Genomic DNA, 16122 nt, shown 5'->3' on the forward strand with positions numbered 1-16122 from the left:
CCCGGACGGGTGTAGTGTGATGTGGGTCACGACGAGAGGGGGAGGGATGCGGCACAAATCCCGTCCACGGGGTTGCGCCTGCGGGTGCGGCCCCGGCTGCGTCCACGCTCGGCTCGCCGACGCGATCCCCCTCGTCAGTTCGCTGTTGAGCGCGACGGCACGCGACGAGGGTCTCGTCATCGCCATCGCGGACCGCGAGGCACGCCTGCACTACGTCGACGGAGACTCCCGCGCCCGCAGCCGCGCCGAGAGCATCGGCTTCACCGCGGGGGCGAACTGGTCGGAGGCGCAGGTCGGCACGAACGCGCCGGGCCGAGCTGTGGCCCGCGGCGAGGCGGTCTCGATCCATCGCGAGGAGCACACGCGCCCGGACGTCCACCCGTTCAGCTGCTCCGCGGCGCCGCTCGTCGACCCCGTCACCGGCGAGGTGCTCGGCGCTCTCGACGTGACGGGAGGTGACGCTGCGGCAGACCGGCGCACCCTCGCACTCGTGCAGGCCACCGCGGCCGCGGCCGCTCGTGAACTTCGCCTCGCCGGGGTGCCGGTCGCCCCTCCACCGCACACGAGCGCGCGGCTGCGTCTCGTCCACCACGGCCGCCCCTGCATCGAAACGGGTACGGCCACCCACGCACTCACCGACCGCCACGCCGAACTCCTCGCGACACTCGCGCTCGAACCCCAAGGCCTCAGCGCCGACGAGATCGGGGCCCTCGTCTACCCGGACGGCACGCCGCCCGCCACCATCCGCGGCGAGTTGCTGCGGCTTCGTCGACGGCTCGACACGATTCCCGGCGCGCCGAACCTCGAAAGCCGCCCCTACCGCCTCACGGGGCCACTGCTCATCGACGCCGTCCAGGTCACGGAGCATCTGCGTCGCGGCGAGCACGACGAAGCCCTCGAGCTGTATCGCGGAGCCTCGCTGACGCACAGCGAGGCGGAGCCCGTCGTCGACCTGCTGCTTTCGACGTCCGGGTCGCTGCGCGAAGTGATGCTCAGTGACGCCACTCCCGAGACCCTTCTGCGCTACCTCGACCTGCCCGAGGCCGCCGATGACGTCGAGTCTTGGCACATGGCACTCACCGTCCTGCCACCGCGCGCGCCACAGCGGGCCATCGTTCTCACGCATCTCGAACAGCTCGACACTCGTCTGCGCCAGGCGAACTGACGCCCGCACAGCGCGTTGCACGGGCAGTGCAACGTTGATGCAACGCAGCCCTTCGTAACGTGACGCACATCATGCAACCCCGCGTCACATCCCGCGGGCTCAGGGAAAGGAAGCTGCGATGACGGTCTACGCCAACCCGGGAACCGAGGGCTCCAAGGTCGAATTCAAGAAGCGCTACGAGCACTTCATCGGCGGCGAATGGGTCGCGCCGAAGAAGGGGCAGTACTTCGAGAACCCCACCCCGGTCACCGGCAAGACGTTCTGCGAGGTGGGCCGCGGCACCGCCGAGGACATCGAGGCCGCCCTCGACGCGGCATGGGCGGCGGCACCGACGTGGAACAAGACCTCGCCCGCGGAGCGGGCACTCATCCTCAACCGGATCGCCGACCGGATGGAGGAGAACCTCGAGAAGATCGCCGTCGCGGAGACGTGGGACAACGGCAAGCCGGTGCGCGAGACGCTCAACGCCGACATCCCCCTCGCGATCGACCACTTCCGCTACTTCGCCGGTGCCATCCGCGCGCAGGAAGGCAGCCTCTCGCAGATCGACGAGGACACCGTCGCTTACCACTTCCACGAGCCGCTCGGCGTCGTCGGGCAGATCATCCCGTGGAACTTCCCCATCCTCATGGCCGTGTGGAAGCTCGCGCCGGCGCTGGCGGCCGGCAACTGCGTCGTCCTCAAGCCCGCCGAGCAGACGCCCGCGTCGATCATGGTGCTCATCGAACTGATCGAGGACCTCCTCCCCGCAGGAGTCGTCAACGTCGTCAACGGGTTCGGCGTCGAGGCCGGCGCGCCGCTCGCGTCGAACAAGCGCATCCGCAAGATCGCGTTCACGGGTGAGACGACGACCGGCCGCCTCATCATGCAGTACGCCTCGGAGAACCTCATCCCGGTGACGCTCGAGCTCGGCGGCAAGAGCCCCAACATCTTCTTCGAGGACATCGCGCAGGCCGACGACGCGTTCTACGACAAGGCGCAGGAGGGCTTCACCCTCTTCGCTCTCAACCAGGGCGAGGTGTGCACCTGCCCGTCACGCGCGCTTGTCCAGGAGTCGATCTACGAGCAGTTCATGGCCGACGTCGTCGAGCGCACGAAGAAGATCAAGGCCGGTAACCCGCTCGACGACTCGACGATGATCGGTGCGCAGGCCTCCAACGACCAGTTGCAGAAGATCCTGTCCTACCTCGACATCGGCCAGAAGGAAGGCGCGAAGGTGCTCACCGGTGGTCGGCAGGCCGAGTTGGACGGCGATCTGGGCGGCGGCTTCTACGTCGAGCCGACCATCTTCGAGGGCACGAACAACATGCGGATCTTCCAGGAGGAGATCTTCGGGCCGGTCGTGTCCGTGGCGAAGTTCGGCACGTACGACGAGGCACTGAAGATCGCGAACGACACCCTCTACGGCCTCGGCGCCGGTGTGTGGTCCCGCAACGGCAACACCGCCTACCGCGCGGGCCGCGACATCCAGGCGGGCCGCGTGTGGGTGAACAACTACCACAACTACCCGGCCCACGCCGCGTTCGGCGGCTACAAGAGCTCCGGCATCGGGCGGGAGAACCACCTCATGATGCTCGACCACTACCAGCAGACGAAGAACCTCCTCGTCTCCTACTCGGAGAACAAGCTCGGCTTCTTCTGAGCCGACCCGCATCACGGATCAGATCGCAACCACACGAAGGGAAGAGTCATGAGCACCATGCAAGCTGCAGTCGTGGACGTCTTCGGCGAAGACCTGAACGTCAAGGATGTGGAACTGCCGGAACCCGGGCCGGGTCAAGCGCTCGTCAAGCTGATCGCATCGGGTGTGTGCCACACCGACCTGCACGCCAAGGACGGTGACTGGCCGGTCAAGCCCGAACCGCCGTTCATCCCCGGCCACGAGGGAGTCGGCGTCGTCGAGAAACTCGGCGAGGGCGTCACCGAACTCGCCGTCGGCGACATGGTGGGCAACGCCTGGCTCGCCTCCGCGTGCGGCACGTGTGAACACTGCCGCAACGGCTGGGAGACGCTGTGCGAGGAGCAGACCAACGGCGGGTACAGCGTCAACGGCTCGTTCGGGCAGTACATGCTCGTCGACGCCACGTTCGCCGCTCACATCCCCGAGGGCGCGGACCCCCACGAGATCGCTCCCGTGCTGTGCGCCGGCGTCACCGTGTACAAGGGTCTGAAGGTGACGGAGGTGCGCCCCGGGCAGTGGGTCGTCATCTCCGGCATCGGCGGGCTGGGGCACATCGCCGTCCAGTACGCCAAGGCCATGGGCATGCGGATCGTCGCCGTGGACGTCGCCGACGACAAGTTGGAGCTCGCGAAGAAGCACGGCGCGGAGGTCACGGTGAACGCCGCGGTCGAGGACCCGACGCAGGCCGTCCTCGACGCCACAGGCGGTGGCGCCCACGGCGTCCTCGTCACGGCGGTGCACCCCAAGGCGTTCGGCCAGGCCATCGGCATGGCGCGTCGCGGGGGAACCATCGTGTTCAACGGTCTTCCTCCGGGTGATTTCCCGGCGCCGATCTTCGACGTCGTCCTCAAGGGCCTGACGATCCGCGGATCGATCGTCGGCACCCGGCAGGACATGGTCGAGGCGCTCGACTTCTACGCCCGAGGCCTCATCCACCCGACGTTCAGCAAGCGGAACCTCGACGACATCAACGCGGTGTTCGACGAGATGCACCACGGCAAGATCGACGGGCGCGTCGTCATCGACTACACGACGGAGCGCGAGGACAAGTGATGAACCTCGAGTCACGAGCCGGTGTGGCCGGAGAGACCGTCAGCCGGGTCGCCCTGACGCCGGACGCCGTCGCTCTGCTGCACCAGCTCGTGGCCGAGCACGGTCGTCTCATGTTCCACCAGTCCGGCGGGTGCTGTGACGGGTCGACCCCGATGTGTTACCCGGCAGGACAGTTCCGCACGGGTCAGGCCGACGTCCTGCTCGGCACGTTCACGCTCCCGGACGTGGCAGGCGACGATGCCGAGTTGGAGTTCTGGATGAGCCGGGAACAGTTCGAGACGTGGAAGCACACTCACCTCACCGTCGACGCCATCGACGGACGCGGCGGAGGCTTCTCCCTCGAGGCGCCCGAGGGCAAACGCTTCCTCATTCGCTCCGATCTGATGTGAGAGAACCTCGCGCGGCCGGGGGCACGGTGGACGTCATCCACGTCTGTTCGGATCCGAAAGATAATGTGGGCTGATGCCGAGTCATCACACGCTGCTCGAGACCGAGACCCTGGCCTCCAGCAAGCTGGCCGACGCGAAGATCGATGTTGCCGCCATGCACGCCGTCAGCAGCATCCACCGCGCGGCGAACGCATCGCGCAACCACATGACGAACACCGTCCTGCGTCCGCACGAGCTGTCGTGGACGGGTTTCGTCGTGCTGTGGAGCGTGTGGATCTACGGCGAACCCGAGACGCGCGAGGTCGCCGAGAGCGCCGGCATCAGCAAGGCGACGCTGTCGGGCGTCGTCAAGACCCTCTCAGCCCGGGGATGGCTCAAGCGCACCCAGTCGTCGAGTGACAAGCGGTTCGCGCACCTGTCACTGACGCCCGCCGGGATGACGCTCATGGAGGAGCTGTTCCCCCAGTTCAACTCCGGCGAACAGCAACTCGTCGCCGACCTGACGCCCGACGAACTCACCGTCCTGACGAAGGCACTCCGCAAGGTCGTGACGACGGCCGAAGGCCTCGGCGCCGACACGTCCGTCTGACGTCCACCCGAGGCCCGCCCGGCGCGCGCCCGGCGCAGCGTGGCCGATGATGTGACGCCTACCAGTCAACCCGCCCGATCGAGGAGAACCATGCCGTTGCGCCCCGTCACCACGTGGACGCTCGAGATGCCCGAGCGCCCGCACACCACGCCGCGTGGCCACTGCGTCAGCACCCCGACGGCCGACGCCCCCGACGTCGCATCCAGCCCGCATGACGACATGGCGAGCCGTCCTGAGGACGTTCGGATCGACCTGGTGCCGAACCCGAGCCCCGAGTTCGCCCGCTACCTCTACGCCGTCGTCGGCGGGCCGTGGACGTGGACCGACCGCCTCGGCTGGACGCGCGAGCAGTGGCTCGCCGACCTCGGCGTCACCGGCACCGAGACCTACGTCGCGTACGTCGGCGGCGAACCGGCGGGCTACGTGCAGATCCAGCCGACACCGGTCGGCGCGGCGGAGGCGCGTGGTCGAGCGAGCGTCGAGATTCGCTACTTCGGACTCGTCGAGACCGCCATCGGACGGGGCCTCGGCCGCACGCTGCTGGCCCATGGCATCGACGCAGCCTGGACGCTCGCCGAGCGTCATGAGGCGCCGGCGACGCAACGCGTCTGGGTTCACACGTGCAGCCTCGACGGCCCGGCGGCGCTGCGAAACTACGAGCGACGCGGCTTCGTCGTCATCGACGAGACGACGGAACTCATGGACTACCCCGCACAGCCCCTCGGCGCCTGGCGTTCCGCCGGCGGGCCCGCGTGAGCAGGGCCCGGCCGGCACGCCCCATCTGAAGTACGCCCGAGGCGAGTGAGTGGCTCCGCACTCAGACTCTGCGCAAATGCACCCGGGTGCACTTGTGCCTAGGTGAACTGCCCCCCGGGCCGAGGTGAACGCGAGACGCCGACGGCCCCTTCGGCGCCTGGCTCTTGGCTCACGTCCTCGGAAACACAGCGTGAAGAACCGGGGTCAGTGTGCGTGGGCTCAGGCGTGACGAGCGCGCTCGACGAGATCGCTGAGCAGCCGCAGTTGTTGCACGTCGGCGTCGAAGGTGCGTCGCGCTCAGGCGTGACGGGCGCGCTCGACGAGATCGCTGAACAATCGCAGCTGCTGTCCGTCGGTGTCGAAGGTGTCCTCCGGGTGCCATTGCACCGCGACGATGCTGGCCCCCGCGCCCGCAAGGCCTGACTCGCGCTCGCTCGCCGAGGTGCCTGCCGCCACAGCGTCGGTCGTCGGGTCGAGTTCGACGGCTTCCGTCGTCCCGTCATCGGCACGCGCGACGACCCGCCAGCCGGGCGCGACGTCCCGTAGGCACTGGTGGTGGTAGCAGCTGGCCTTGACGGTCGGCCCGCCGAGCACCTGCGCGAGGCGAGACGACGGGTCGAGCTCGACGTCCTCGACGCGATGACGGTGCGCCGACACGCCGAGCTCGTCGTCCATGTCGAAGTGCAACGTGCCCCCCAAGGCCACGTTGAGCAACTGCATGCCACGACAGATCGCGAGCGCCGGCACGGCCCGTCCGACGATGACGCGGGCGAGTGCGAAGTCGAACGCGTCCTGTTCGACGTCGACGTCGTAGTGGGTGTCGTGCATCGCTTCGCCTGTCCAGACGGGCGAGATGTCGCCACCACCGGGCAGGAGGATGCCATCGGCGAAGGCCACGCGTTCGGCGACCTGGTCGACGAACGCGTCTGGAATACCGGCGAATCCACGCGTTGGGTCGACGAGTGCGTCGGGAGCCCCGCGCTCGGTGCCGTCATCGCCCCCAGCGGTCATCGGCTCGGCGATCGGGGCAACGGGGTGGATGACGACCGGCTCGCCCCCCGCCGCCCAGACGGCGTCCATGAGCGCGCGCGCCATGACATCTGCGCCGTAGCGCAGAGCTGACGCGGACGCGGAGAACCGCGCCGGCATCGCGATGATGGGTCGACTCACGCCGTCACCCTCCTTGTCTTCGTCGTCATCGTCATCACCTCACAGTTCTCCCACGTGGTGCGTTTCGACACCACGTGGGGAGATTTCGCCACGAACAACTCCCACATCGTGCGTATCAACACCGAGTGGGACATCATTCCGCGCCGCCCCCGCCGGTCGTGTCGCACCGAGCGGTGCGGCTGAGCCTGCGAAGCCACACCGCCGGAAGACGCGCCAGAAGGTGCGGGCATCACGGCTGCGGAGGCATCGGCTTTCGGATACCGCGGAACTCCCAGTCGCCACCTTGGGCGGTGGAGAGGACTTCCTCCGACTCGGTCACCTGCGCGCCGACGTCGGTGCGGATGGGCGTCGGGCCCGTCACGATGTGGTTGCGCAGCGTGCCGAGGCCTTCGACCTCGACCTCGACGACGTCGCCGGGGTACACCGTCCGCGAGATGGCGGGCGTGCCGGACAGCAGCAGGTCGCCGGGCTGCAGCGTGATGGTGCGGGCGATGTCGGCGACGAGGTAGTGCATGTTCCACTCCATCTCGTCGGTCGTGCCGTCCTGCTTCACCTCACCGTTGACGAGGGTGCGGATGCGCTTGCCCCGGAAGTCCCAGCCCTCGACGACGCCGGGGCCGACGGGGCAGAGCGTGTCGGCGCCCTTGACGCGCAGCATCGAACCGGAGTCGGTGTCGCGGAAGTCGTGCAGGCCGTAGTCGTTGGCGACGGTGTAGCCGCGGATGTAGTCGCCGGCCTCGTCGGGCGAGATGTTGCGGCACGTCTTGCCGATGACGATGGCGATCTCGCCCTCGTAGTTGAGCCACTTGCAACCCTCGGGGCGCACGACGGCACCCTCGTGCGTGTTGAGCGCGGAGACGGGCTTGTGGAAGTACGTCGGCGCCTTCGGCAGCGTCGTCATCATCTCTTCGACGCGGCTGCGGTAGTTGAGGTGCACGCAGACGATCTTGCTCGGCGTCACGGGCGGCAGGTGCGTCGCGTCGGCGATGGCGACGCGACGACCGTCGCCGGCGACGAGGTCGTCACCGTCGACGACGACGTCGACGGGGTTGCCGTCCAGCAGGATGCGGCGGGTTTCGCGCAGGGTCATCGGGTTCTCCTCGTAGGGTGGATCAGGATCAAGGTCAAGGTCGGCGGGGCGTCCCGGGCGCCCCCTTCCCCTCTGCGTGCACGTGCACCCCGGTGCATCTGCACGCAGAGGGGAAGGTGTCGGGGGCTACTCACGGTGAGCGGAGGACGTCGGGCGAAAGAGGTCGCAGGAAGGGTGGCGCAGGAAAAAAGCGAGCGACGGACGTCGGACAGCCAACGCCCTCAGCCGGCGGCCGGGACGTCGGGGATGTGTTGCGGGCCCGCCTCAGCAGCCGCCGAGGCAGCCTTCTGACGCAAGACGTCGTCGTCGATGACGGTACGGTGCGGCGCGGGGAAGCCACCGTCGGGCTGGTCGAACCACAGGTGAACCTGGCCAGTACCGACGGAGTTCTCGTACTCGCCGTACTGACGCGACGGGGCGGTGCAGTCGCCTTCGCCGAGGGCACCGATCATCATGAGGTAGTGCCCGAATCGTGCTTCGGGCTTGTACCGGTAGAACTCGTCCATCGTGTCGAGGACGCGCGCGTGATCGCCGTTCGCGAACCATTCCATGCGCTGCAGGTCGGCCTGGCACGCCTCCTGCGAGAAGATGTGCTCGCTGCCGGCGGCCTCGTGGTCGCGCAGCTTGCGCAGCGGCCAGAACGTGTGGCTGAGCGCGCCGGAGGCGATGAGCAGCACCTTGCGGTCGCTCTCGCGGATGGCGTCACCGAGCGCGCGGCCGAGGCGCAGGTTGTCCTCCGTGTCGGCTGTTTGGCACACGCCGATGGAGATCCACTTCTTGTCGTCGAGGCCCTTGCCGAGGTACTCCCACATGTTCGTCGTCGCGTAGAAGATCGGCAGCGAGTGGTCGTCGATCGCGGTGATCCACGTGCCGTGTTCGTCGGCCTTGCTCGCGATGAGGTGCGCGAGCTCCGGGTCGCCGGGGAAGTCGTAGTGACGGCGCGTCATGCCGCGCGGCAACTCCTCCGACGTGAACAGCCCCGAGCGGCGATCCTGCGCCGTGACGACGAACTCGACGGTCGTCGCCCAGTGGCTGTCGAGTACGACGACGGTGTCGTAGTCGAGCACGTCGAACACCTCGCGCCGCAACTGCTGGAGCCCGGCGACGAGCGTCGTGTCCTCGCCGTTGTTGAGGCTGCGCCGCACGTCCTCGGGCAGCATGATCGTCGGCACGTGCGCCAGCAGACCGGCGCCTACCACTTCACCCATGTCCGTCTCCTTCGTTCATCGTCGTTTCTCGTCACTGACCTGCCCCAAGGCCCGCCATCCTCTGCGTGCACGTGCACCCAGGTGCCCCGCACGCAAAGGATGTGCGGCGGGCACCTGCGAGCAGTGCCGCACAATTTCTCGGCCATTCAGTTGTTCAGCGACTCGATCGTTCAGTTGCTCGGCGCGAAGACGGAGTTCTTCACGTCGCAATAGAAGTCGAAGCTCCAGATGCCGCCCTCGCGGCCGATACCGGACCGGCCGCTGCCACCGAACGGCGCGCCGAGGTCGCGGACGAAGAAGCAGTTGACCCAGACGGTGCCCGCGCGCAGTTGCGCCGAAACGCGTTCTGCCCGCTCGGGGTCCGACGTCACGAGCGTCGCGGCGAGGCCGAAGCGCGTGTCGTTCGCCATCGCGACGCCGGCCTCGTCACCGTCGAACGTCTCGATCGTGAGGACGGGGCCGAAGACCTCCTCGGTGAGGATCTCCGAGCCCTCGGGGCAGTCGGCGAGGATCGTCGGCGAGTAGAACAGGCCGCCCAGCTCGTCGTTCGGCCCCCCACCCATGAGGACGCGCGCGCCGTCGGCCTTGGCGCGCTGCACGAAACCGTCGACGGTGTCGAAGTGCTTGCGCGTGATGAGTGCGGAGACGTCGCTCGTCAGGTCGCGCGGGTCGCCCTGCTTGAGCGTGCGAGCCTTGTCGAGCACACGCTGCGTGAACTCCTCGGCGATCTTGGCGTCGACGAGCAGACGCGCGCCCTTGAGACAGACCTGCCCGGCGTTGTCGAACTGCTCGACGGCGATGTCGACGGCCAGATCCATGTCGGCGTCGTCGAGCACGAGCAGCGGCGACTTGCCGCCCAGCTCGAACGACAACGGGACGATGTTCGGCGCGGCCGCAGCGGCGATGACGCCGGCCGTCGGGACGGAGCCGGTGAAGCACAGCCGGTTGATGCCGGGGTGACGCGTCAGTGGGGCGCCCGCGTCGACGCCCGTGCCCTGTACGACGTTGAACACACCGTCGGGCAGGCCCGCGTCACGCATGATGTCGGCGAGCAGCGACGCCGTCAGCGGCGCCCACTCCGGCGGCTTGACGACGACGGTGTTGCCCGCCGCGAGCGCCGGGCCGATGCGCCAGGTCGCGAGCATGAGCGGCGCGTTCCACGGCGTGATGATGGCGACGACGCCGGCCGGGTCGTACGTGATGCGTTCGCGGTGGCCGCGCCCGGGCACCGTCATGTCGGGGTGGGCGAGGTCGTTCTCGAGGTAGTCGGCGAAGAAGCGGAAGTTCATCGCGACGCGCGGCATGACGCCGCGCAGGTGGCTGCGCAGCAGCGCGCCGTTGTCGCGCGTCTCGACGTGCGCGAGCTCCTCGACACGCGCCTCGACGCCGTCGGCGACCTTGCGCAGCAGCGCCGCGCGCTCCGCGACCGGCATGCCGGCCCATGCCGGAAAGGCCTTGCGCGCAGCAGCGACGGCAGCGTCGACCTCGGCCTCGGCGCCTGCGCTGATCTCGCCGATGACGCTCTCGTCGATCGGGGAGACGTCGGTGAACGTCGCACCGTCAGCGCTGGTGACGCGCTCGCCACCGATCCAGTGACGCGTATCGACCTCGACCCCCTCGACGGTGATCTTCTCGGGCTGCGGCGCGGTGACCATGACGCTCCTCGCAAGGTTGGCTGGTGCGGTGATGCGCATCACACTACCAATCGTTCGGGCCCAAACGGACATCGTGCCGCGAGATCAAATCGTCATCTGATCCTCATGTGTCTCAGATCACATCATGGGTTACCGTGACCCTCGAGGCGAGATCGTTCGCCCCCGAACGAAAGGCCCGGCATGGCAACTCCCACGTCGTCTCCCGACATGAGTCCGCGCGCAGATTCCGACATCCCACACACCGAGCACCGCCTGCGTTCCGGGCGCCTCGGGGTCATCGCGATCGCGTTCATCGTCGTCTCCGCCGCCGCGCCCCTGACGGCGATGGCCGGCGGCGCGCCCGTCGCGATGCTCGTCGGCAACGGGCGAGGCATTCCGTTCGCGTACCTCATCGTCAGCGCCATGCTGCTGCTGTTCGCCGTCGGCTACACCGCGATGGCACGTCACCACACGAGCACGGGCGCGTTCTACGCGTACGTCGCGCGCGGCCTCGGCCAGCATGCCGGCGGCGCTGCGGCGTGGATCGCCCTGCTCGGTTACAACGCCATGCAGATCGGCCTCTACGGCCTCTTCGGCTCGGCCACCGCCAGCTTCTGCGCGGACAACCTCGGCTTCGACCCGCCGTGGTGGGCGTGCGCGTTCGTCGCGTGGGCCGTCATCGCGCTGCTCGGCTACCGCCAGGTCGATCTGTCCGTCAAGGTGCTCGGCGTCCTCGTCGCCGCGGAATTCCTCATCGTCCTCCTGCTCGACGGCGCCATCATCGGCAAGGGTGGGGAGGGCGGCCACGGCGGTGTCGCATCGCACCTGGCCTGGGATTCGTTCAGCTTCGACGCCCTGACAAGCGGTTCGCTCGCCATCGCACTGCTGTTCAACTCGGCGAGCTACATCGGGTTCGAGTCGACGACGATCTACTCGGAGGAGGCGAAGGATCCGCGTCGCACCGTGCCGCGCGCGACGTACCTCGCCGTCGCCGTCATCGGTGTCTTCTACTCGATCACGACGTTCCTCATGGTGAGCGCGCAGGGCGGTTCGACGCTCGTCGAGCACCTCGGCGGCCTCAAGCCGGACCCGACGGTCTTCCTCTTCGAACTGGGCGATACCTACCTCGGTTCGAGCGCGACGAAGGTGATGTCGCTGCTGTTCGCGACATCCGTCTTCGCGGCGCTGCTCGCGTTCCACAACGCCGTCGCGCGCTACCTGTTCGCCCTCGGACGCGAGGGGCTCGTGCCCGCCCGCCTCGGCCACACGCACGCGGTGCACCTGTCGCCGCACATGGGCTCGATCAGCCAGACGGTGCTCGCCGCTGTCGTCCTGACGATCTTCGTCGTCACCGACAAGGATCCCGTGCTCGCCCTGTTCACCTGGCTGACGCAGCTCGGCACGCTCGCCATCCTGTTCCTCATGGCGTTCGCGTCGCTCGCCGTGGTCGTGTTCTTCGCGAAGCACCGGGGCGCACGAGGCAAGGCCGCAGCCGACGACGGGGTGACGGGTGACGTCGCCACCGCCGGCACCGGCCTCGGCGGGCTCTGGCGCACCCTCGTCGCGCCCGCGCTCTCGGCCGTGTTCATGGGCGGCGTCGCTGCGTATGCCGCATCGCAGTTCGGCAACCTCATCGGAGACCCGAACAGCGCCCTCGCATGGCAGCTGCCCGCGCTCATCGGCGTCGCCGTCGTCATCGGTGTCATCTCCTCGTTCGTCCTCAAGGCCCGCGCGCCGCAGCAGTGGGCGCTCATGGGCATGGACCGCGTCGAGGCGACCGACGGCGCAACAGAGATCGACGGGCCGTCGGCGGCACCGACGCCCTGAACGACCCGCGACGCAGCGCGCCCCCCCCGGGGCCCGGCGGGGGGGGGGCGCGGGGGGGGGGGGGGCCCCGGGGGGGCGCGCCCGGCGGGCGGTGAGCGGGCCGATGGCGGCGTGGTGCGCCCCGGCGGGCGCCCCCGGGCCCCCCCCCCCCCGGCCCAACCCCCCCCCCCGGGCCGGCGGGCCCCCCCCCCCCCCCCCCCCCCCCCCCCCCCCCCCCCCCCCCCCCCCCCCCCCCGGGGGGGGCCCCGCTGCGTTCTGAGGCGCCCGGTTCGAGCGCGACAGACGTCAGTTCAGCTGCCAGATGACGGCTTCGTCCGCCTCGGCTGCCTTGGCGTAGAACTCGCGCAGCTCGGCGTCGTAGGGCATGACGTACACGTCGAGCACGTCGTCCTCGTCCCAGATGCCGGGGTAGATCTCGTCGCGCGTGAACCTCTTCGCGTCGTAGCCCTTGCGCAGGATGCTCGGCGTGATGCGGCCCATCGCGGCGGCGATCGCCGTCACCCGCGCGGGCGTCACGTGGCCGACGACGACATCCTCGGAGTCAGGCACCCGCCCCTCCGAGATCGGGCTCGGAGCGTGCGCCTGCTTGTAGAGGCGCTCGAGCGCATGCCAGGCCTTGTCTACATCGAGCATGCGCTCGTCGTCGAACTTCTCGAGCGTCTCGAGCGCCTGCAGGGGCGCGTCACCCGTCGACGTGAGGTCGGTGACGAGTCGCTGCGCCTCGGTATCGTCCATGCGGTAGGCCGTCCAGATCATTCCCATGGGCCCGACGGTACTGCCCACGCCCCCCGCGTGTCAGCGCCGCCGTCAGCCGCGGCTGGCAGACTGGGAGCGAACACGGCACGCCCGGGCGCCCCGGGCCCTTCGAAAGGCTGACGATGTCGCACGAGATCACCTGGAAGTCCGTCCACGACGAGCGCGAGTCGCTGCTCGAGGATCTCGCAGGGCTGAGTGACGCGCAGTGGCGCGCCCCGTCGCTGTGCGAGGACTGGAGCGTGCAGCAGGTCGTCGCGCACCTCGCGTCGTCGGCGCGCACGTCGAAGGCGAGCGCCGCCAAGCAGATGCTGACGCACAAGGGCAACGTCCAGGCCGTCAGCGACGCCGGCGTTGCGCGTTTCTCTGGTGGCACACCCGCCGAGACGCTCGAAGCCTTCCGCGAGTCGATGCACGAGCGCGTGTCGCCGTTCTCCGCGGAGGCCGCGCTCGGCGAGGTCGTCGTGCATGCAGAGGACATCCGCCGCGCGCTCGACATCGAACACACCTACCCCGCCGAGACGCTGCGTCAGCTCGCCGACCACTACAAGGACGCCGGCCTCGGCATGGGTGCGGGCGACCGCATCAAGGGCCTGCACCTCATGGCTACCGATCAGAAGTGGGAGACGGGCAAGGGCGACGTCGTCTCCGGGCCGATCATCGCGCTCATCATGACGATGCTCGGACGCACCGCCTACCTCGACGACCTGTCCGGTGACGGCGTCGAGACGTACCGCGCGCGCCTGACGCGCTGACGCTCGTCGATGTTGCCCGGGATTCGCGGCGCGGGTGCCTGGGTTCCCGGGCAACATCGGGCGGTGGAGCCATGACACATGCCATGGGGGATCCGTGAGCGTCGGCCGCGTGAGGCGACGAATGGCGCGCCTAGACTCGAGTCATGAAGGCCTCATCGAACTCCACGGCTCAGAAGTTGCTCGCGATCTCCGGCTCGTTGGCGCTCATCGTGTTTCTCGTGCTCGGCTTCGCCTTCCACGCGTGGCCGATCGCGTGGGTGGCCTTCCTCGTACCGGGGATGATCCGGACGTGGATGGCAGTCGAGGCCCCGGAGAAACAGCACGGTTACGGCATCGGCGCGGACGATGAATCCAAGCCGTACCCCTACTCCGACGACCCTGGGGCTGCGCCGCCGGCGCCGCGTCAGTAGCGCGACGTCGTCGGCGTGCCGGCCTGCGGCATGAGCGGGCGCGCCGCGCTCTCGGGGACGATCTGCTTGCCCAGCGGGAACAGTGCGAGCGGGATCATCTTGAGGTTCGCCCAGGCGAGGGGCAGACCGATGATCGTGACGGCGAGGGCGATGGCTGTGCCGATGTGCGCGATGGCGATCCAGATGCCCGCGAGCACGAACCAGATGATGTTGCCGATCATCGACCCGACGCCCGCTGTCGGCTTGTCGACGTACGTGCGCCCGAACGGCCACACGGCGAAGTTGGCGATGCGGAACGACGCGACGCCGAACGGGATCGTCACGATGAGAATGCACATGATGAGCCCGGCGAGCATGTAGCTCAACCACAACCACACCCCGGCGAACACGAACCAGATGATGTTGAGCAACGTCTTCATTGTTCTCCCCGTGTCGTCGAACCCGGGTGGTGTCGATACGACCTCCACAGCCTATCCAGATGACCTGAATCGCTCCTGGGTCGCCTCACATGCCACCTCAGCAGGGTGCGCCAGACGTGTTCGAGGCAGGCCGTCGCCAGACGGCGGGTGTCGACGTCGTCACCGCGACGAGGCCCGCACGCTGCAGGATGGGGCGCGAATACTCGGTGCAGTCGACCTGCAGCAGCGCCTTTCCGCGCGTCATGGCTGCCCGGGCGCGCTGCGCTGCGAGCGCGCGATAGAGGCCTCGCCCGCGATGACGTTCGTCGCACGCGCCACCCCACAGGCCCGCGAAGTCGGTATCGTCCACGAAATCGACCCGCCCCGAGCACACGATGTCGCCTGCCGAGTCGCGCACGAACCACATCTCGAAACTTTCCGGATCGCGCCTCATGCGCTCGACGAGTTCGTCGCCCTGACGTCGGCTGCGCTCGGGGGAATCGCCGAAGACGCGCCCGGCGAGGCCTTCGGCGTCACGCATCGCCTGCTGGGTGGCGGCGCGTTCGAGCGTGTATCCGGCGGGCAGGCCCTCGTCGGCGGCGATGACGTCGTCGACCGACCCGACCATGACCGTCTCGGGCTCTTCCAGTTCGAATCCGCGCGCCTCGAGCCGCTGGAGCAGCCGCGGCAGGACGTCGTGGCCGCGCGTCTTCCATTCGAAGTGGTCGACGCGCTCGTCGGCCTCGAAATGGCTGACGACGGCGTCGATGAGTTCGTCGAGCCCGTCGTCCATGACGAACGGGTCGTAGGTGACGAATCCGCGCCGCCGGCCCGGGAACGTCGCAGCGAACACCGGGCCGATCGGCGTCACCTCGTCGGCGTCGGCCACCTCCGCCCGACCGCGCAGCTGAGAGTCGTACAGGTCGCGAAACGCCTCAGGGTTCATGGGGTGAATCTCGCAGCCCGGCGCCCCACGCCACAACTGAATTTCTCGACCGACGCGTCGTGTAGATCGCTTTGAGCTGCTCGCGCCCCACCCGGTATCCGCCAGGTGGGGCGTGAGAAGCGTGACCAGCTCGTGTCGCGCCGAGCGCATGGGATGAGCTTGTGAACCCCTTCCGCCGGAAGACGCGCGATCGATACCTAGTCGCCCTGTCTTCTGGGCGACTTCCTCAGCGCTCACTGCGGCAGAATCCTCACTTCGTTCCGGTCCTACCTCCGCTCGCTTGATCGGGTCGTGTCGC

General features: G+C 68.7%; 16 protein-coding genes. 9 read left to right on the forward strand and 7 right to left on the reverse strand.

The window, feature by feature from the left end:
• The first annotated feature begins 145 nt into the window (after positions 1–145).
• The 6 genes from NQ706_RS10670 (at position 146) to NQ706_RS10695 (ending at position 5633) form a co-directional block, all read left to right on the forward strand.
• Positions 146–1165 (forward strand): GAF domain-containing protein, encoded by a 1020-nt coding sequence (locus NQ706_RS10670; protein ID WP_051805498.1) that lies wholly within the window; start codon positions 146–148, stop codon positions 1163–1165.
• Positions 1166–1283: 118 nt separating this feature from the next.
• On the forward strand, positions 1284–2807 hold the full coding sequence (adh, locus tag NQ706_RS10675) for an aldehyde dehydrogenase (protein ID WP_038566502.1): 1524 nt from the start codon (positions 1284–1286) through the stop codon (positions 2805–2807).
• Positions 2808–2855: 48 nt separating this feature from the next.
• Positions 2856–3899 (forward strand): alcohol dehydrogenase AdhP, encoded by a 1044-nt coding sequence (adhP, locus tag NQ706_RS10680; protein WP_038566500.1) that lies wholly within the window; start codon positions 2856–2858, stop codon positions 3897–3899.
• Positions 3899–4288 carry a DUF779 domain-containing protein gene (locus NQ706_RS10685; RefSeq protein ID WP_006946990.1) on the forward strand — a complete coding sequence of 130 codons (390 nt, stop codon included), beginning with the start codon at positions 3899–3901 and terminating at the stop codon, positions 4286–4288. Before adhP ends, NQ706_RS10685 begins: the two co-directional genes overlap by 1 nt.
• 73 nt (positions 4289–4361) lie before the next feature.
• The gene (locus NQ706_RS10690; protein WP_038566497.1) at positions 4362–4877 is read left to right on the forward strand and encodes a MarR family winged helix-turn-helix transcriptional regulator; all 516 of its coding nucleotides are present in this window, start codon (positions 4362–4364) and stop codon (positions 4875–4877) included.
• A 90-nt stretch (positions 4878–4967) separates the two neighbouring features.
• Entirely contained in the window at positions 4968–5633 is a 666-nt protein-coding gene (locus NQ706_RS10695) for a GNAT family N-acetyltransferase (RefSeq protein WP_081873537.1), read from the forward strand.
• Between the two features lie 297 nt (positions 5634–5930).
• Here the strand turns inward: NQ706_RS10695 and NQ706_RS10700 are convergent, their stop codons facing one another.
• The 4 genes from NQ706_RS10700 to NQ706_RS10715 all read right to left on the reverse strand — a co-directional run bounded on the left by NQ706_RS10700 (position 5931) and on the right by NQ706_RS10715 (position 10795).
• On the reverse strand, positions 5931–6803 hold the full coding sequence (locus tag NQ706_RS10700) for a gamma-glutamyl-gamma-aminobutyrate hydrolase family protein (protein ID WP_038566495.1): 873 nt from the start codon (positions 6801–6803) through the stop codon (positions 5931–5933).
• A gap of 229 nt (positions 6804–7032) precedes the next feature.
• Entirely contained in the window at positions 7033–7893 is an 861-nt protein-coding gene (locus tag NQ706_RS10705; RefSeq protein WP_200874233.1) for a fumarylacetoacetate hydrolase family protein, read from the reverse strand.
• Positions 7894–8114: 221 nt separating this feature from the next.
• Positions 8115–9101, reverse strand: coding sequence for a 3,4-dihydroxyphenylacetate 2,3-dioxygenase (locus tag NQ706_RS10710; protein WP_038566493.1), 987 nt, complete (start codon positions 9099–9101; stop codon positions 8115–8117).
• Positions 9102–9271: 170 nt separating this feature from the next.
• Positions 9272–10795: an aldehyde dehydrogenase family protein gene (locus NQ706_RS10715; RefSeq protein ID WP_235182061.1), complete on the reverse strand. Its 1524-nt coding sequence runs from the start codon at positions 10793–10795 to the stop codon at positions 9272–9274.
• Positions 10796–10963: 168 nt separating this feature from the next.
• On the opposite strand from NQ706_RS10715, the gene NQ706_RS10720 reads away from it, so the two are divergent.
• Positions 10964–12562 carry an APC family permease gene (locus NQ706_RS10720; RefSeq protein ID WP_051805497.1) on the forward strand — a complete coding sequence of 533 codons (1599 nt, stop codon included), beginning with the start codon at positions 10964–10966 and terminating at the stop codon, positions 12560–12562.
• Between the two features lie 285 nt (positions 12563–12847).
• Here NQ706_RS10720 and NQ706_RS10725 read toward each other — a convergent pair whose 3' ends face one another.
• Complete coding sequence (locus NQ706_RS10725; protein ID WP_081873535.1) at positions 12848–13324, reverse strand: YfbM family protein; 477 nt, start codon at positions 13322–13324, stop codon at positions 12848–12850.
• Positions 13325–13440: 116 nt separating this feature from the next.
• Here NQ706_RS10725 and NQ706_RS10730 point away from each other — a divergent pair, with 116 nt between their 5' ends.
• Together NQ706_RS10730 and NQ706_RS10735 are read left to right on the forward strand one after the other, a co-directional pair.
• Positions 13441–14070, forward strand: coding sequence for a maleylpyruvate isomerase family mycothiol-dependent enzyme (locus tag NQ706_RS10730; protein WP_038566487.1), 630 nt, complete (start codon positions 13441–13443; stop codon positions 14068–14070).
• A 143-nt stretch (positions 14071–14213) separates the two neighbouring features.
• Entirely contained in the window at positions 14214–14480 is a 267-nt protein-coding gene (locus tag NQ706_RS10735; protein WP_038566485.1) for a hypothetical protein, read from the forward strand.
• Here the strand turns inward: NQ706_RS10735 and NQ706_RS10740 are convergent.
• Both NQ706_RS10740 and NQ706_RS10745 read right to left on the reverse strand, forming a co-directional pair.
• Positions 14474–14899 carry a YccF domain-containing protein gene (locus tag NQ706_RS10740; RefSeq protein WP_006946995.1) on the reverse strand — a complete coding sequence of 142 codons (426 nt, stop codon included), beginning with the start codon at positions 14897–14899 and terminating at the stop codon, positions 14474–14476. The two genes, NQ706_RS10735 and NQ706_RS10740, sit on opposite strands and share 7 nt — an antisense overlap.
• 97 nt (positions 14900–14996) lie before the next feature.
• A complete protein-coding gene (locus tag NQ706_RS10745) occupies positions 14997–15824 on the reverse strand; it encodes a hypothetical protein (RefSeq protein ID WP_038566484.1) in 828 nt (275 codons plus the stop codon).
• Positions 15825–16122 lie beyond the last annotated feature (298 nt).

This window comes from Dermacoccus sp. BD5 (assembly GCF_044878485.1).
In the GTDB taxonomy this organism is placed as follows: Bacteria; Actinomycetota; Actinomycetes; order Actinomycetales; family Dermatophilaceae; genus Dermacoccus; species Dermacoccus nishinomiyaensis.

Excerpts from the sequence above, each read along its gene's own strand:
- NQ706_RS10735 (WP_038566485.1), top strand. The coding sequence starts at position 14,214 with ATGAAGGCCTCATCGAACTCCACGGCTCAGAAGTTGCTCGCGATCTCC.
- NQ706_RS10690 (WP_038566497.1), top strand. The coding sequence starts at position 4,362 with ATGCCGAGTCATCACACGCTGCTCGAGACCGAGACCCTGGCCTCCAGC.
- NQ706_RS10745 (WP_038566484.1), bottom strand. The coding sequence starts at position 15,824 with ATGAACCCTGAGGCGTTTCGCGACCTGTACGACTCTCAGCTGCGCGGT.
- NQ706_RS10720 (WP_051805497.1), top strand. The coding sequence starts at position 10,964 with ATGAGTCCGCGCGCAGATTCCGACATCCCACACACCGAGCACCGCCTG.
- NQ706_RS10730 (WP_038566487.1), top strand. The coding sequence starts at position 13,441 with ATGTCGCACGAGATCACCTGGAAGTCCGTCCACGACGAGCGCGAGTCG.
- NQ706_RS10725 (WP_081873535.1), bottom strand. The coding sequence starts at position 13,324 with ATGGGAATGATCTGGACGGCCTACCGCATGGACGATACCGAGGCGCAG.
- NQ706_RS10685 (WP_006946990.1), top strand. The coding sequence starts at position 3,899 with ATGAACCTCGAGTCACGAGCCGGTGTGGCCGGAGAGACCGTCAGCCGG.
- NQ706_RS10740 (WP_006946995.1), bottom strand. The coding sequence starts at position 14,899 with ATGAAGACGTTGCTCAACATCATCTGGTTCGTGTTCGCCGGGGTGTGG.
- adh (WP_038566502.1), top strand. The coding sequence starts at position 1,284 with ATGACGGTCTACGCCAACCCGGGAACCGAGGGCTCCAAGGTCGAATTC.
- NQ706_RS10705 (WP_200874233.1), bottom strand. The coding sequence starts at position 7,893 with ATGACCCTGCGCGAAACCCGCCGCATCCTGCTGGACGGCAACCCCGTC.
- adhP (WP_038566500.1), top strand. The coding sequence starts at position 2,856 with ATGAGCACCATGCAAGCTGCAGTCGTGGACGTCTTCGGCGAAGACCTG.
- NQ706_RS10715 (WP_235182061.1), bottom strand. The coding sequence starts at position 10,795 with ATGCGCATCACCGCACCAGCCAACCTTGCGAGGAGCGTCATGGTCACC.
- NQ706_RS10695 (WP_081873537.1), top strand. The coding sequence starts at position 4,968 with ATGCCGTTGCGCCCCGTCACCACGTGGACGCTCGAGATGCCCGAGCGC.
- NQ706_RS10710 (WP_038566493.1), bottom strand. The coding sequence starts at position 9,101 with ATGGGTGAAGTGGTAGGCGCCGGTCTGCTGGCGCACGTGCCGACGATC.